The organism is Microbacterium sp. DT81.1 (genome assembly GCF_049844955.1).
Lineage (GTDB): Bacteria > Actinomycetota > Actinomycetes > Actinomycetales > Microbacteriaceae > Microbacterium.
Window position 1 is genome coordinate 76,074 of sequence record NZ_JBNCMA010000001.1, and the last position, 15,459, is coordinate 91,532.

Consider the following 15,459-nt stretch of genomic DNA (forward strand, 5'->3'; position numbering starts at 1 on the left):
TCACGCCCCCGTCGCATCGAGATGGGCCTGCAGGCGGTCCAGCCGCGCGGCCCACAGCTCGGCGAAGGTGTCGAGCCAGCGGTCGAGTTCCGCGAACCTCCGCTGATCCAGGGCGTAGATCCGGCGCTTGCCGTCGACGCGCCGATCGACGATCGCGACATCGCTGAGCACCTTGAGGTGCTTTGAGACGAGCGGCTGACTGAGGGCGAGGGCGTCGACGATGTCGCCGACGGATCGCGGGCCGTCGCGCAGCAGCTCGACGATCGCGAGCCTGTTCGGCTCTGCAAGGGCGGTCAGCGTCTGGATCACACCTTCATACTACTGGTCAGTTATATGAATGGCAAGTTATTCATGAAACCCCGCCCCGCCCACCAGCGGACGGTCGGGTGCTCCCGCCCGGGTCACTCCTCCGACACGAAGAGCCCGACGGTGTGGGCCACGAGGGCGGGGCGCTCGGAGCCCTCGAGTTCGACGGTCGTGTGCAGGTTCACGCGGTGCCCCTGCGGGCCCGGCTCCACCGCGGCGATCTCGGTGACGGCGCGTACGCGGGATCCCGCGGGCACCGGCTGGAGGAACCGCACCCGGTCGAGTCCGTAGTTCACGACCATCGCGATGCCCCCGACTCGCAACAGTCCCGCCGTGAGTCGCGGCAGCAGCGAGAGGGTGAGGTAGCCGTGCGCGATGGTCGTGCCGAACGGACCGGATGCCGCGCGCTCGGCGTCGAGGTGGATCCACTGCCAGTCCTCGGTGGCGTCCGCGAAGGCCGTGATCCGCTGGTGGTCGATGAGCACCCAGTCGCCCGTCGCCGTCCGGCCGATGGCCTGCGCGAGGTCGGCGGGGGAGCCGACGTCGATGGTCATGCGCGAGGCCCTCCGGCGACGTAGAGCACCTGACCCGAGGTGAAACCCGCACCTTCCGAGCAGAAGAACGACACGGCGGCGGCGATGTCGTCGGGGTACCCGGCGCGTCCGACCGGCACCTCGGCGGCGCGCGCCGCGATGAAATCCTCCATCGGAACGCCGATGCGCTCCGCCGTCTGGCGCGTCATGTCCGTGACGATGAAACCGGGGGCCACGGCATTCGCCGTGACGCCGTAGCGCCCGAGTTCCAGGGCGAGCGTCTTCGTGAGGCCCTGCATGCCGGCTTTCGCCGCGGCGTAGTTGGCCTGACCGCGGTTTCCGAGGGCCGACGTGCTCGAGAGGTTGACGATCCGCCCCCAGCCGGCTGCCACCTGGTGCGCCTGCACCGCCCGCGACATGAGGAACGCGCCCCGCAGATGCACCGAGAGCACCGAGTCCCAGTCGTCCTCCGTCATCTTGAACAGCAGGTTGTCGCGGATGATGCCGGCGTTGTTGACGAGGATCGTCGGCGCGCCCAGCTCCGACTCGACCCGGGCGACGGCCTCCGTCACCGCCGCCGCATCGGCGACGTTCGCGCCGACGGCCAGCGCCCTGCCACCGGCATCCGTGATCGCGCTGACCGTCTCGGCGCAATTCGCTTCGTCCAGGTCGAGCACGGCCACGGCATGGCCGTCGGCGGCGAGACGCCTCGCGGTCGCTGCGCCGATGCCGCGGGCGGCGCCGGTGACGATGGCGATTCGGGTCATGGTGGGGTTCCTTTCAGAGGCTCAGAACTGGATCAGCTGGCGGAGCTCGCCACCGGCGGCGAGCCTGTCCATGGCTTCGTCGATGCGTTCGAGGGGGATGCGCGATGACACGAGGCGCTCCAGGGGCAGGCGGCCGGCGCGCCAGAGGTCGACATAACGCGGGATGTCGCGGCTCGGCACGGCCGATCCGAGGTAACTGCCGACAACGGTGCGCGCCTCGGCGGTGAGCTGCAGCGGCGACACGCTCGCGCGCGCATCGGGTGCAGGAAGGCCCACTGTGACGGTCGTCCCGCCGGGCGCGGTCAGCGCGACGGCTGTCTCGAAGGCCCGCACGGCGCCTGCCGCCTCGATCACGACAGGTGCCCGGATGCCGCTCGCGGCGGCGGCGGAGGGGCTGAGTGCACCGGTGGCCCCGAGTTCGCGCGCGAGCTCGAGCTTGGCATCGACGGCATCCACGCCGATCACCTCGTGGCCGAGCGCGACGGCGACCAGGAGCGCGGCCATGCCGACCCCGCCGAGGCCGACCACGAGAACAGGCTCACCCGGCCGGGGCCGGCCGGCGTTCAGCACGGCGCCCCCGCCGGTGAGCACCGCGCAGCCGAGAAGCGCCGCGACGTCGGCCGGCACGTCGGCGTCGACCGGCACCACCGAGGTGCGGCTCACGACGGCATGGGTCGCGAAAGCGGAGACGCCGAGGTGGTGGTGCACGTCCTGGATCGACCCGTCGGCGGCGGCGCGGTGCAGACGGATGCCGCCGCCGACGAGCGTGCCGTCGCTGTTGGCGGCGGTCCCCACCTCGCACGGCAGTCGTCCGTCGGTCAGGCACCCCGGACATACGCCGCAGCGGGGAAGGAACGTCATGACGACGCGATCGCCGAGCGCGACATCCATCACCCCATCGCCGATCGCTTCGACGATGCCTGCGGCCTCATGGCCGAGGAGCATCGGGGTCGGCCGCACGCGGTTGCCGTCGACGACACTCAGGTCGGAGTGGCAGACCCCGGCGACCTCGATGCGCACGAGCAGCTCGCCCCGCGCCGGTGCATCCAGCTCCAGCGTCTGCACCGTGAACGGCCGCGAGCCGGCGAACGGCGCGGGAGCTCCCGAACGCTCCAGGACGGCACCGGTGATCTGCATGTGACCTCCTCGTCGAGCGTCGCACCCAAGCGGCGTCACGCCAGCATACCGACCGTACGGTATGCCCTCGCACGATCCCGGATGGGGTTCCGCGCGGTCTCAGCTGTCGAGCTGAGACCGCACCCGGCGCGCGATCTCCGCCTTCGGCATCGACCGCGGGAACACGGCCACCACGATGTCGTCGGCGGCGGCCGGCTGGGAATCGGGGTGCACGCCGAAGCGGCGCAGCACGTCGTCCATGGCCCGCCGAAGGACGGTCACGCGCACGCGCTTGCCGCGAAGCAGCTGGCGCAGGACGTGATTGTGGGTCGCGGTCACCAGCGCGGCGAAGCCGACGGCATCCAGCGGATCGAGCCCGGGCAGCGCCTGGCGGAGGTACTCGTCGAAGAGCCGCTCGTACCGGAAGACCGTGATGATCTCGCGCTCCCGCAGCACCGGCACCTGACGTACCACCTGGTAGCGGCGGCGCGCCACATCCGGGTTGGCGGCGAAGTGCACGAAGACCCGGTTGGATGCCTCGCACACCGCCACCCACGGGTTCTCGTGCGGCTGCGCCAGGTAGTCGCGCAGCTGGGCGAGAAGCAGTTCGTGGTCGGCGAAGACCACGTCGTCCTTGCCGCCGAACTGGCGGAAGAACGTTGACCGCGAGACGCCGGCCGCTTGCGCGATCTGCTCGACGGAGGTCGCCTCGAAGCCCTGCTCGAGGAACAGGTCGATCGCAGCAGCGACGACGGCCGTGCGGTCGGGCACTGCGGGGATGGCGACTTCGCTCATGACACCCAGAGCCTAGTCCCGCCCAGACCCGATCACGGGGCCCCGCCGCCCGTCGTGTCAAGGCATTGTCCTCACCGACGGGCGATGGGTTGACTTGGCGGATGACATCGCTCTGGAAGTCTTCATTCGACGCGGTCGCCGGCAGCCCGTTCGAGCCCGGAATGCGGCACGAGGTGGTCGTCGTCGGGGCCGGGATCACCGGGCTGTCGACGGCGCTGATGCTCGCTCGGGAAGGGATGGACGTCGCGCTCGTCGAGGGAGGCGAGGTCGCGCAGCTCGCCACAGGAGGCAACACGGGGAAGGTGTCGCTGCTGCAGGGCAAGGTGCTCTCGAGCATGCGGCGGCACCACCACGCCGCGCTCGTGCGCGCGTACGTCGACGCCAATCGCGCCGGTGCGGACTGGCTCACGGACTTCGCCGAATCCGCCGGGGTGCCCTTCACCCGCAGCCCCGCCTACTCGTACGCCCAGGGCCGCGAGGGCGTCGAGACGGTCGACGCCGAAGTCTCCGCCGGCAGGGAGGCCGGACTCCCGGTGCGCCACGTGTCGGGCGGCGAACTGCCCGTTCCCTTCCCGGTCGCGGCCGCCGCCGGCCTCGATGACCAGGTCGCCCTCGACCCCGCAGCGGTCGCGGGGGCCCTCGCCCGTGCCTTCGTTGCAGCCGGCGGCGTGCTGCACACGCACACGCGGGTGACCGGCGTGCACGCAGGACCGAACGCGCGTATCGAGACGGCGGCCGGCCCGCTCTTCGCGTCGCACATCGTGCTCGCGACGGGAACCCCCATCGATGACCGGGGTCTCTACTTCGCGAAGGTCAGCGCCATGCGTTCCTACTGCGTCTCGTTCCGCACCGAGGGCGTGGTTCCCGACGGCCTCTGGCTGTCGGTGGACGGGCAGACGCGTTCGATCCGCCGGGTCACGCCGGACGACGGCCCGGCATCCGCCCAGCTCGTCGTCGGCGGCAGCGGACACCCCGTCGGTCGCGCCGGCTCGGAGCGCGCCATCCTCGATGAGATCTCGGAGTGGGCGCGTCGGCACTTCCCGGACGCGGAGGAGACCCACCGCTGGTCAGCCCAGGATTACCACTCCCACAACATGGTGCCCTTCGTGGGGGCGATGCCGCGCGGGCTCGGGCGGATCCGGTTCGCGACCGGCTACGGCAAGTGGGGTCTTTCCAACGGGCCGGCCGCGGCGCTGCGGCTCGCGGCCGAGATCCGCGGGACGAAGCTGAAGGACCGCGATCGATGGATGCTGATGCTCGCCACCCGGTTGACGATGCCGTCCGACATCGCGCGCGGCGTCGTCGAGAACGCGAAGATCGGCGGCGCGGCGGCGTCCGGCTGGCTGGGCGCCGAAGCGACGCCGGTGCCGATCACGCGGCCCCCGGAGGGGGAGGGCACCGTCGCCCAGCGGGGCGGTCGTCCCGTCGCGGTGTCGACGACCGGTGGGCGCACGCGCGCGGTCAGCGCGGTCTGCACCCACATGGGCGGCGTCCTGTCGTGGAACGATGCGGAGTGCACGTGGGACTGCCCGCTGCACGGGTCGCGCTTCGCTCCGGACGGCACGCGGCTGGAGGGGCCGGCCGACCGCGACCTGCCGACCGTTCCCCGCGCCCCCGGCGACTGACCGGTCCGGTCCCCGGCCGGCGCCCGAGGTCGGGGGCATACAGGCACAGGGAGTAGGCTCGTTTGTCGGTCGATCTCTCGACATCAAGACGCTTTTCGGCGTCGACATCCCCCATTCGTCCAGCGGAGGATTGCACGTGGATCTCTACGAGTACCAGGCACGCGACCTGTTCGAGAAGTACGAGGTGCCCGTTCTCGCGGGCCTCATCGCAGACACGCCAGAGGAGGCGAGGGCCGCAGCCGAGAAGATCGGCGGTGTCGTCGTCGTCAAGGCGCAGGTCAAGACCGGAGGGCGCGGCAAGGCGGGCGGCGTCAAGGTCGCGAAGACCCCGGATGAGGCTCACGAGGCCGCGCAGGCCATCCTCGGCCTCGACATCAAGGGCCACGTGGTCAAGCGCGTGATGATCGCGCAGGGCGCCCGCATCGACAAGGAGTACTACTTCTCGGTGCTGCTCGACCGCGCGAACCGCGCGTACCTCTCGCTCGCCAGCGTCGAGGGCGGCATGGAGATCGAGGAGCTCGCCGTGGAGCGTCCCGAGGCGCTCGCCCGCATCGCCGTCGACCCGCTGCAGGGCATCGACCACGCGAAGGCCGTCGAGATCGCACAGGCCGCCGGGTTCGCACCCGAGCTCGTCGAGAAGGTCGCAGACGTCTTCGTCAAGCTCTACGCGGTCTACAAGGGCGAGGACGCGACGCTCGTCGAGGTCAACCCGCTCGTGCTGACCGAAGAGGGCGAGATCATCGCCCTCGACGGCAAGGTCACGCTCGATGAGAACGCCGACTTCCGCCACAGCGGGCACGCGCTGCTCGAAGACAAGGACGCGGCCGACCCCCTCGAGGCCAAGGCCAAGGAGAACGACCTCAACTACGTCAAGCTCGACGGCCAGGTGGGCGTCATCGGAAACGGTGCGGGGCTCGTCATGTCGACGCTGGATGTCGTCGCCTACGCGGGCGAGAATCACGGCGGCGTGAAGCCCGCCAACTTCCTCGACATCGGCGGCGGCGCGTCGGCCGAGGTCATGGCCGCCGGCTTGGACGTCATCCTGGGCGACCCCCAGGTCAAGAGCGTGTTCGTCAACGTCTTCGGCGGCATCACCGCCTGCGACGCCGTGGCCAAGGGAATCGTCGGCGCGCTCGCCGAGCTCGGCTCGACCGCCACGAAGCCGCTCGTCGTGCGCCTCGACGGCAACAAGGTCGAGGAGGGTCGCGCCATCCTGCGCAATGCGAACCACCCGCTCGTGACGCTTGCCGACACCATGGACGAGGGCGCCGACAAGGCCGCCGAACTCGCGAACGCCTGACCCTTCGACGGGCTCAGGGACCGTACTTCGACGAGCTCAGCAACCGACTTAAGGAATTGAAATGTCGATCTTCCTCAACAAGGAATCCAAGGTCATCGTCCAGGGCATCACCGGCGGCGAGGGCACCAAGCACACCGCGCTCATGCTGAAGGCCGGCACCCAGGTGGTCGGCGGCGTCAACGCCCGCAAGGCCGGCACGACGGTGCTGCACCACGCCGCCGACGGTTCGCCGGTCGAGTTGCCCGTCTTCGCCACGGTGGCCGAGGCCATCGAGAAGACCGGCGCCGACGTGTCGATCGCGTTCGTGCCGCCCGCGTTCACCAAGAGCGCGATGGTCGAGGCCATCGACGCCGAGATCCCGCTGCTCGTCGTCATCACCGAGGGGGTGCCGGTCGGTGACACCGCCGAGGCGTGGGCGTACGCACAGAGCAAGGGCGACACGACCCGCATCATCGGGCCGAACTGCCCGGGCATCATCACGCCCGGCGAGTCGCTGGTGGGGATCACCCCCGCGAACATCACCGGCAAGGGTCCGATCGGTCTCGTCTCCAAGTCGGGCACGCTGACCTACCAGATGATGTACGAGCTGCGCGAGATCGGCTTCTCGACGGCCATCGGAATCGGCGGAGACCCGGTGATCGGCACCACCCACATCGACGCGCTCGCCGCGTTCGAGGCCGACCCCGAGACGAAGGCGATCGTGATGATCGGCGAGATCGGCGGCGACGCCGAGGAGCGGGCGGCCGAGTACATCAAGGCCAACGTCACCAAGCCGGTCGTCGGCTACGTCGCCGGCTTCACGGCGCCCGAGGGCAAGACGATGGGCCACGCCGGGGCCATCGTCTCCGGTTCGGCGGGCACGGCCCAGGCCAAGAAAGAGGCCCTCGAGGCCGCCGGCGTCAAGGTCGGCAAGACGCCGAGCGAGACCGCCGACCTGATGCGCGAGATCGTCCAGGGCCTGTAGATCCCCGTCCCGGCGTGCGCGCTTAGGGTGGAATCATGCCGCTCCAAGGAACGTATCTGCCCAGCACATCGGAATGGGCCCGCACGCAGGCCGAGCGCTACGAGGCGTCGGGCGGCGCCGAGGCGAACACGCTGCGGGGGGTCCCGATCATCGTCCTGACGACCGTCGGGGCGAAGACCGGCGCCCTTCGCAAGACGGCGCTGATGCGCGTGGAGCACGACGGTCGCTACGCCGTCGTCGCCTCTCGCGGCGGGGCGCCCGAGGCGCCGCAGTGGTACTGGAACCTGCGCAAGAACTCTCACGTCGAGCTGCAGGACGGAGAGGTCAAGCGCGACTACGTGGCGCGCGAGCTGTCCGGCGATGAGCGCTCGGAGTGGTGGGCACGCTCCGTCGCCGTCTGGCCCGATTACGACCAGTATCAGAAGAAGACCGACCGGCTCATCGCCGTCTTCCTGCTCGAACCCGTCGAGGGCTGACCGCCGCTGGGCGAACCGCCGACACTGAGGCGGACGGCGCACGACGGCGCTAGTAACATCGGCCGCATGGCTGAGGGTGGGGTGCCCGGTCGGTCGCGACGTTCGCTGCGCATCGCCGGATCCGTCGCCATCGGTGTCGCGGCGCTCGCCGGGCTGGCGCTGGTGGCGTCGTACGTCGTTCCGCCTGTGCTGTTGAACCTTCGAAGCACCGTCGCCGACGGCTCCGCGGTCGCCCTCCGTGCCGACTCCAGCAGGGGCGAGGTGGTCCCGCCCGAGGGGTGGATCATCTCCCGCCCGCCCTGGACGGACGCGGCGGTCGAGGTCCGATCGCCTGATCTCGCGCTCACGGTGCTGGTCAGCGTGTCAGCCGGGAACTCCGAGACGGCGCTGGCGCTCCTCCGGGACGGGGCGGCCGGCCCCGTGCGCGTGGAGACTCTCACTTCCGGCCGCACCGTCCGGCATGCCGATGCCGAGGGGGGACGCGTGCTCGCGGCCGTCGACGTCGACGGAGGGGTGGTGTCGGTCGACGCGCGAGTCGCGGACGCTGCGGATGCCGCGGCCTACCGCGCCGCCCTGGCCGAGCTGCTCGCGGGGATCGGCCCGTGAAGGCGGTCTGGATTCGACGCGGGTGCGCCGGTGTCGCGGTCGCCGTGATGCTCGGGCTCGCGGCGTGCGCACCCGATCGCGTGAACGGATGGCGCCCGACGGCGTGGCCGGCATCCTTCGCCGTCGTGACCGACCCCCCGCAGCCGCTCGACGCTGCCGCTGTCGCGGGTCTCGACCCGCAGCGGCTGCGCAACGACGAGGTCGGCGTCCAGGCGCGGTACACACGCGTGTTCGGACAGGGCGCGCTCAACGACCGCATCGAGGGGATGGTGCGCGAGGCCATCGCCGGGCGGGTCGCGGCGTCGGGCGTGGCGTATCGACCGATGGCCTTCGACGAGGACGCCGGCATGGCGGATCGCTCGTGCCGCCGTGGGTCGACGCTGCTCCCGGCCGCCGAGCTGCTTGCCGATCCCACCCTCGGCCCCGCGGGCGGCGGGGGGACGGCCGTGACCTGCGACATCATCGCCGCCGTAGGCACCTACATCGGTCAGCGGGTGCGGGTCGTCCGCAGCGACGGCGCCGACACGTCGCTCGTGCTCTACGCCGACGTCGCGACGGGCGGGGTGGTCGGCGCGGCGGAGCTCTGGCAGGCGGGTGCCGCGATCCTGCTCTGGGACGACGTCGTCGAGGCACTGCGCCGGAACGCCGGTGCGCTCAGCCTGGTGCCGATCGCCGATCCGAGCCCGGACCAGGCGGCACTGATCGAGTCCGCGCTCGCCGGCACCCTCGTCGCGGCCGACGGCTCGCTCGTCCTGACCATCGGGCCCGGATTCGTCGCACCGGAGCTCGGCGCACTCGGGTTACCCGCATCCACGGTGCCGCTCACCGTCGCGGTCCCGCCCGCGTCGCTGGGGACCCTGGCCAGCGTCTTCGGTGCCGGCATCTCGGCCGCCGCGGCGGCGGCCGTGCCGTTCGCCGCACCGGCCGCCGTCCCGGTGGGCATCGATCGGGTGGATTGCGGGTTGGTTCCGTGCGTCGCCCTCACGTTCGACGACGGCCCCTCCGCCCTGACTCCGCAGCTGCTCGACACGCTTCGCGATTCCCGGGCGGCCGCCACGTTCTACGTGCTCGGCCGGAGCGCACAGTCGAGTCCGGACCCGGTCCGCCGCGCGGCCGCCGAGGGTCACGACATCGGCGTGCACACGTGGGACCATCCCCATCTTCCGGAGCTCGACGCGGCGGCGGTCGCGCGGCAGATCGGATCGACGCGGGACCTGCTTCGCCGGCTCACGGACCAGCCCGTGGCGACATTCCGACCGCCGTACGGTGAGTACAACGCGCAGACCCTCGCCGCCGCGGGTCTGCCGGCCATCCTGTGGTCGATCGACACGCGCGACTGGGCGGGACCTTCCACGGAATCGATCCTCATCCAGGGCGTGGAGCGGCCACGGCCGGGCGGCATCGTGCTGTTCCACGACACCCAGCGCGCGACGGTGGAGCTCGCCCCTCAGATCATCGCGGGCCTGCATGATCGGGGTTTCACGGCGGTCACCATCACCCAGCTGTTCGGCGGATCGCCGCCCACGGGCGGCGCTTGGCGCTCGGCGCCGTGAATGACCTGAATCTGCACGGGCGGAGCACCGCGACCGCGGTGTCGCGAACCGGTCGCCGGGGGCCCCGGCGGTAAGGTCGATCGGGCATGGATCGCCTTCTCGTCGCCCTTCTGTCCGCCTTCGACGCCCTTCTCGCGGCCGCCGTGGGCCTCGCGGTGGTGCTCGCCCCGCTCACCCTGGTCTGGGTGGTCGCCCTCGGAGGAGACGCCGACTGGGGCGCCCTCTGGCCCGCGAGCGGCTCGATCTGGCAGCTCGGCAACCTCGTGCCGCTGAGCATCACCCTCGATGCCCTGTACGCGGCGCAGACCGGCATAGAGACGGATACCGCCGCCTTCACGCTCTCGCTGGCTCCGTTGGCCTTCGCGGTGTTCACGACGATCTTCGCCGCGCGCTCGGGCTCCCGCGCCGCCGGCGCCGGCGCTTGGATCACGGGCGTGGCGTCGGGGACCCTGGTGTTCGGGGTGATCGCCGCGGCGGTGCTGCTGACGACGTCGAACCCCATCGCGCGCCCGACCATCTGGCAGGCCGTGCTGCTGCCCTCGGTCGTGTACGGGGGCGCGGCGCTCGCCGGGGCGGTCGTGGCGGCATGGCGCGACGGCGACGACGGTCCGATCGACCAGCTGCGCCGGCGCCTGGACTCCCTTCCTCACGGGTGGGGCGAAGTTCCGGGACTCATCGCCCGCGGCACCGCCATCGCCCTCGCCGGACTCGTGATGGCGGCATCCGCCGCGGTCGGCGTCTCGGTGCTGCTGAGAGGCGACGAGGTCATCGCCCTGTACGAATCCACCCACCTCGACGCCCTCGGCGCCACCGTCGTGACGCTCGGCCAGCTCGCCTACCTTCCGACGCTGGTGGTGTGGGCGCTCGCGTGGCTTGCCGGTCCCGGCTTCGCCATCGGCGTGGGCACGGCCGTGTCGCCGGCGGGGACGCAGCTCGGAGTGCTGCCGGGTATCCCGCTCCTGGGGCTGATCCCCGAGGGCGGGTCCGACTGGCTCCTGCTGGTGCTGCTGGTGCCCGTCGCGGCCGGCGCGGTGGCCGGCTGGGCGATCCGTTCCCGGATGGTTGCGCCGAAACTGGCCGCGCCCGCCACGGCGGTCCCGGTGGCGAGGGTCGAGCTGACCGGTCTCATCCCGACCGTCCCGATCGCGCCGCCGGTCGCTCCGCCCGCGCCGGAGCACGAGCCCGTGGGGCCGCGAATTGCGGTGACGGCCGGCATCGGCATCCTCGCCGGCGCCCTGGCCGCCCTCCTGGCGTGGGCCGCATCGGGCTCGCTGGGCCCGGGGAGGCTCGCCGAGGTCGGCCCCTCCGCAGGACCGGTGGCGCTCGCCGTGGGGCTCGAGGTGCTCGTCGGCGCCGCCATCCTGCTTCTCGGTCCGCAGTCCAAGCCGAGGCAGCGGAAGGCCCGGCACGCCGGGAAGTGGTGGGTCCGCCGAGCTCGGAATGAAGACCGGATCCCTGTAGCCGGCGCGGTGCACGTCGGCCCGGACACCGCCGGGGAGGCCGGCAACCCGAGTCCCGAGGTGCATCCGACCGCCGGGATGCCATCGGGTGGCGGACTGCCCTCGAGCGCCGGGATGCCATCGGGTGCCGGACTGCCCTCGAGCGCCGGAATGCCCTCGAGTGGCGCCGTGCCCTCGACTCCCGGCGCGCCATCGGGCGCGGAAGTGCCCCCTGCCGCCGATCCGACATCGACCACCGAAGCGCCTGCGCCGTCCGGTGGCGCGGCGACCGCCGACGAAACGCCCCCCGAGCCCCGCAGCGCGCGCAAGCCCCAGAGCGACGTCAACCCCTGGGCGCTGCTCAGCAAGTCCAAGGCCGCGAAGGGTCGCGGCGTCGGCGAGCCGGTCCCTGCCACGCCGGACGAGAAGGCGCCGGTAGACTGACGGCGTGCTCACGGTCGCCGTTCTCATCTCGGGCACGGGCTCCAATCTTCGAGCCCTCCTCGAGGCGGCGGCGGCTCCCGAGTTCCCCGCGCGCATCATCGTCGTCGGCGCCGACCGCGAGGCCGAAGGCCTCGCACACGCCGAGGCCTTCGGCATCCCGTCCTTCCTCGTCCCGTGGCGGCAGTACACATCGCGCGATGAGTGGGGAGCCGAGCTCGGCGACCAGCTCGCCATCTGGAACCCCGACCTCATCGTGCTGAGCGGACTGATGCGGCTGCTGCCGGCATCCCTCGTCGCCCGCTTCGCTCCCCGCATCATCAACACCCACCCCGCGTACCTGCCCGAATTCCCCGGCGCGCACGGGGTGCGCGACGCCCTCGCCGCTTCCGTCACACAGACCGGTGCGAGCGTCATCGTCGTCGACGACGGCGTCGATTCCGGACCCGTGCTGGCCCAGGAGCGCATCCCGGTGCTCGCGGGCGATGACGAGCACACCCTGCACGAGCGCATCAAGCCGGTCGAGCGCCGGCTGCTGATCGAGGTGGTCCGTCGCGTCGCGACGGGCGAACTCGACCTCACTGCGGTCGCGCAGCGCCCCTGAGCCGCCGGCGCTCAGCCGCCGACATCCCCTTCCACCGATCACGACACCCGAGGAGCCCCGATGGTCGCCGCGAGCCACAACCCTTCCGAGTACCGCGACCGGGACCAGGTGCCTGTCCGGCGCGCCCTCGTCTCGGTGAGCGACAAGACGAACCTGCTTCGGCTCGCCGAAGCGCTCGCGGCTGCCGGGGTCGAGATCGTCTCCACGGGTTCGACGGCAGCCCGCATCCGGGAAGCGGGCTTCCCGGTGACGGATGTGTCGACGATCACGGGCTTCCCGGAGTCGCTCGACGGCCGCGTGAAGACCCTGCACCCCAGCGTGCACGCCGGCCTGCTCGCCGATCTGCGACTCGAGGACCATGAGCGTCAGCTCGCCGAGCTCGACATCGCACCGTTCGAGCTGGTGGTCGTGAACCTCTACCCGTTCGTCGAGACCGTGGCGTCGGGAGCGGAGGGCGACGACGTGGTCGAGCAGATCGACATCGGCGGTCCGGCGATGGTGCGCGCATCCGCGAAGAACTACGCCAACGTTGCCATCATCGTCTCGCCCGAGACCTACCCCGCCGTGATCGAGTCGGTAGCCGCTGGCGGCACGACGCTCAGCCAGCGCCGCGAGTTCGCCGCCCGCGCCTTCGCACACACGGCGGCCTACGACGCCGCCGTCGCCGCCTGGTTCTCGGGCGAGGCCCTCGACGGTGAGGGGAACCTGCCGGCATCTCTCACCATCAAGGCCGAGCGCCTCGCGACGCTGCGCTATGGCGAGAACGCGCATCAGCGCGCCGCGATCTATACGCGACAGGGCGGCCACGGCATCGCGCAGGCGACGCAGCTGCAGGGCAAGGACATGAGCTACAACAACTACGTCGATGCGGATGCCGCGTTGCGCGCAGCGTTCGACATGGTGCTGCCGGCGGTCGCCATCATCAAGCACGCCAACCCGTGCGGCATCGCGGTGACGGCGCCGAACGCCCTCGACCCGATCGCGAGCGCGCATCTGCGCGCACATGAGTGCGATCCCGTGTCGGCCTACGGCGGCGTCATCGCGGCGAACGGCACGGTCACGCTCAAGATGGCCGAGAACCTCAAGGACATCTTCACCGAGGTCATCGTGGCTCCCGACTTCGAGGACGCGGCGCTCGAGGTGTTCCGCACCAAGAAGAATCTGCGGCTGCTCAAGCTGCCCGCCGACTGGCAGCAGGAGCCCAAGGACGTGCGCCTCGTCTCGGGTGGCCTCCTGCTGCAGGACGCCGACCGGTTCCCGCAGGACATCGAGTCCGTCGCCACGAACTGGAAGCTCGTCTCGGGGGACGCCGTCGAGGGCGAGGCGCTGACGAACCTCATCTTCTCGTGGAAGGCCTGCCGCGCCGTCAAGTCGAACGCCATCGTGCTGGCGAAGGGCTCGGCTACCGTGGGAATCGGCATGGGACAGGTGAACCGTGTGGATTCCTGCCGCCTCGCGGTGGAACGCGCAGGCGATCGCGCGCGCGGGTCGGTGGCGGCATCCGATGCCTTCTTCCCCTTCGCCGACGGAGTGCAGGTGCTCCTCGACGGGGGAGTGACCGCCATCGTGCAGCCGGGCGGATCCGTGCGCGACGACGAGGTGATCGCTGCGGCCCGCGACGCCGGCGTGACGATGTACTTCACGGGCGAGCGCCACTTCTTCCACTGATTCCCCGCGCGCCGCACCACGTCTGCCGAGCGGACGCAATCTGCCGGTAACCCGGCCGGGTTGAGGCCATTTGCGTCCTCTCGGCAGACGTGTGCGCGGCACGTTGGGGCCTTGTGCCGAGGTATAAACCGGTTTAGTGTGCGACTAAACCGGTTTATCATCGGGAACAGCCGCCTGGCACAGACGCCAGGACGGCATCCGGCACGAGGACGTGTGGCATGGCGAAGCACTCGCGAACGACCATCGCCGATGTCGCGCGCCGCGCCGGCGTGAGCAAGGGAAGCGTCTCGTTCGCGCTGAACGACCGCCCGGGGGTCGCCCCCGAGACGCGCGCGCGCATCCTCGCGGCCGCCAAGGACCTCGGCTGGACGCCGAGCCTGCGGGCGCGGTCGCTCAGCGTCGGCAAATCCTTCGCGTGCGGGCTCGTGATCGGACGCAGCCCCGACGTCATCGCCGCAGACCCCTTCTTCCACTCGCTCATCGCGGGCATCGAGGACGAATTCTCCACGGCGGGGCAGGTTCTCGTGCTCGCCGTGTCGAACCCCGGGCGTCACGAGTCCGTCACCTACCGGGGGCTCGCCGAGGACAAGCGCGTCGACGGCGTCATCCTCACCGACCTCCGAGCGGGCGATGACCGCATCGCGCTCGTGCGCGAGCTCGGGCTCGCGGCGGTGACCCTCGGGGTCGCGGACGTCGAGAGCCCCTACTCCTCGGTCTCGGTGGACGACAGCGCGGGGGTCCGCCTCGCCGTTGCCCACCTCGCCGACCTCGGTCATCGCCGGGTCGCGCACGTCGCAGGCCCCGACGCGATGCTGCACTCCAGTCGGCGCAAGCACGCCTTCGAACGAGCGGCGGCGGATGCCGGCATCCGAGCGCAGGTCGTGACGACGGACTTCAGCGCACGAGAGGGCGCACTGGCGACCGAGGCGCTCCTGTCGGGAGAGCTGCGCCCGACCGCCATCGTGTACTCCAACGACCACATGGCCGTCGCCGGCCTGGGCGTCGCCGGAAGGCTCGGACTGAGCGTGCCGGACGACCTTTCCATCGTCGGCTTCGACGACACCGAACTGGGCTGCTACGTCCATCCCGCACTCACCAGCGTCGCAACGGATGCCCGCGAGTGGGGCGCCGTCGCAGCCCGCACACTGCTCGCCGCCGTCGGGGGCGACCCCCCGATGGACATCCAGCTCGCCGAACCCAGCCTCTCGGTGCGCGGGTCCACCGGCACCGCCCCGACCGAACTCCGCGGCATCCGCCGCACCTGAA

The 15,459-nt window shown here is 71.3% G+C and carries 15 protein-coding genes; 10 read left to right on the forward strand and 5 right to left on the reverse strand.

The genetic code is table 11. From position 1 onward, the window contains the following. The 5 genes from ACLQ2Q_RS00345 to ACLQ2Q_RS00365 all read right to left on the reverse strand — a co-directional run bounded on the left by ACLQ2Q_RS00345 (nt 1) and on the right by ACLQ2Q_RS00365 (nt 3,517). Nucleotides 1-309, reverse strand: coding sequence for an ArsR/SmtB family transcription factor (locus tag ACLQ2Q_RS00345; protein WP_425816789.1), 309 nt, complete (start codon nt 307-309; stop codon nt 1-3). A gap of 92 nt (nt 310-401) precedes the next feature. Beyond that, nucleotides 402-860 (reverse strand): MaoC family dehydratase, encoded by a 459-nt coding sequence (locus tag ACLQ2Q_RS00350; protein ID WP_425816791.1) that lies wholly within the window; start codon nt 858-860, stop codon nt 402-404. Then, nucleotides 857-1,606, reverse strand: coding sequence for an SDR family oxidoreductase (locus ACLQ2Q_RS00355; protein WP_425816793.1), 750 nt, complete (start codon nt 1,604-1,606; stop codon nt 857-859). Before ACLQ2Q_RS00355 ends, ACLQ2Q_RS00350 begins: the two co-directional genes overlap by 4 nt. A 21-nt stretch (nt 1,607-1,627) precedes the next feature. After that, a complete protein-coding gene (locus tag ACLQ2Q_RS00360) occupies nt 1,628-2,743 on the reverse strand; it encodes a zinc-binding dehydrogenase (RefSeq protein ID WP_425816795.1) in 1,116 nt (371 codons plus the stop codon). Between the two features lie 99 nt (nt 2,744-2,842). Then, entirely contained in the window at nt 2,843-3,517 is a 675-nt protein-coding gene (locus tag ACLQ2Q_RS00365) for a TetR/AcrR family transcriptional regulator (protein WP_425816797.1), read from the reverse strand. 101 nt (nt 3,518-3,618) lie between these two features. On the opposite strand from ACLQ2Q_RS00365, the gene ACLQ2Q_RS00370 reads away from it, so the two are divergent. The 10 genes from ACLQ2Q_RS00370 (at nt 3,619) to ACLQ2Q_RS00415 (ending at nt 15,458) form a co-directional block, all read left to right on the forward strand. Next, complete coding sequence (locus ACLQ2Q_RS00370; protein ID WP_425816799.1) at nt 3,619-5,142, forward strand: FAD-dependent oxidoreductase; 1,524 nt, start codon at nt 3,619-3,621, stop codon at nt 5,140-5,142. Nucleotides 5,143-5,278: 136 nt separating this feature from the next. Next, complete coding sequence (gene sucC / locus ACLQ2Q_RS00375) at nt 5,279-6,442, forward strand: ADP-forming succinate--CoA ligase subunit beta (protein ID WP_425816801.1); 1,164 nt, start codon at nt 5,279-5,281, stop codon at nt 6,440-6,442. A 61-nt stretch (nt 6,443-6,503) separates the two neighbouring features. Next, complete coding sequence (sucD, locus tag ACLQ2Q_RS00380) at nt 6,504-7,406, forward strand: succinate--CoA ligase subunit alpha (RefSeq protein ID WP_425816803.1); 903 nt, start codon at nt 6,504-6,506, stop codon at nt 7,404-7,406. Nucleotides 7,407-7,441: 35 nt separating this feature from the next. Then, nucleotides 7,442-7,882 (forward strand): nitroreductase family deazaflavin-dependent oxidoreductase, encoded by a 441-nt coding sequence (locus tag ACLQ2Q_RS00385; protein ID WP_425816805.1) that lies wholly within the window; start codon nt 7,442-7,444, stop codon nt 7,880-7,882. A 66-nt stretch (nt 7,883-7,948) separates the two neighbouring features. Next, nucleotides 7,949-8,488: a hypothetical protein gene (locus ACLQ2Q_RS00390; protein ID WP_425816807.1), complete on the forward strand. Its 540-nt coding sequence runs from the start codon at nt 7,949-7,951 to the stop codon at nt 8,486-8,488. After that, on the forward strand, nt 8,485-10,041 hold the full coding sequence (locus ACLQ2Q_RS00395) for a polysaccharide deacetylase family protein (protein WP_425816809.1): 1,557 nt from the start codon (nt 8,485-8,487) through the stop codon (nt 10,039-10,041). The genes ACLQ2Q_RS00390 and ACLQ2Q_RS00395 overlap by 4 nt, the downstream gene beginning before the upstream one ends. Nucleotides 10,042-10,127: 86 nt before the next feature. Continuing rightward, entirely contained in the window at nt 10,128-11,924 is a 1,797-nt protein-coding gene (locus ACLQ2Q_RS00400; RefSeq protein WP_425816811.1) for a DUF6350 family protein, read from the forward strand. 4 nt (nt 11,925-11,928) lie between these two features. Continuing rightward, nucleotides 11,929-12,525, forward strand: a complete 597-nt coding sequence (purN, locus tag ACLQ2Q_RS00405; RefSeq protein WP_425816813.1) for a phosphoribosylglycinamide formyltransferase — start codon at nt 11,929-11,931, stop codon at nt 12,523-12,525. Nucleotides 12,526-12,585: 60 nt separating this feature from the next. Next, entirely contained in the window at nt 12,586-14,193 is a 1,608-nt protein-coding gene (gene purH / locus ACLQ2Q_RS00410; protein WP_425816815.1) for a bifunctional phosphoribosylaminoimidazolecarboxamide formyltransferase/IMP cyclohydrolase, read from the forward strand. A 218-nt stretch (nt 14,194-14,411) separates the two neighbouring features. Further along, nucleotides 14,412-15,458 (forward strand): LacI family DNA-binding transcriptional regulator, encoded by a 1,047-nt coding sequence (locus ACLQ2Q_RS00415; RefSeq protein ID WP_425816817.1) that lies wholly within the window; start codon nt 14,412-14,414, stop codon nt 15,456-15,458. Nucleotide 15,459: the final 1 nt, after the last annotated feature.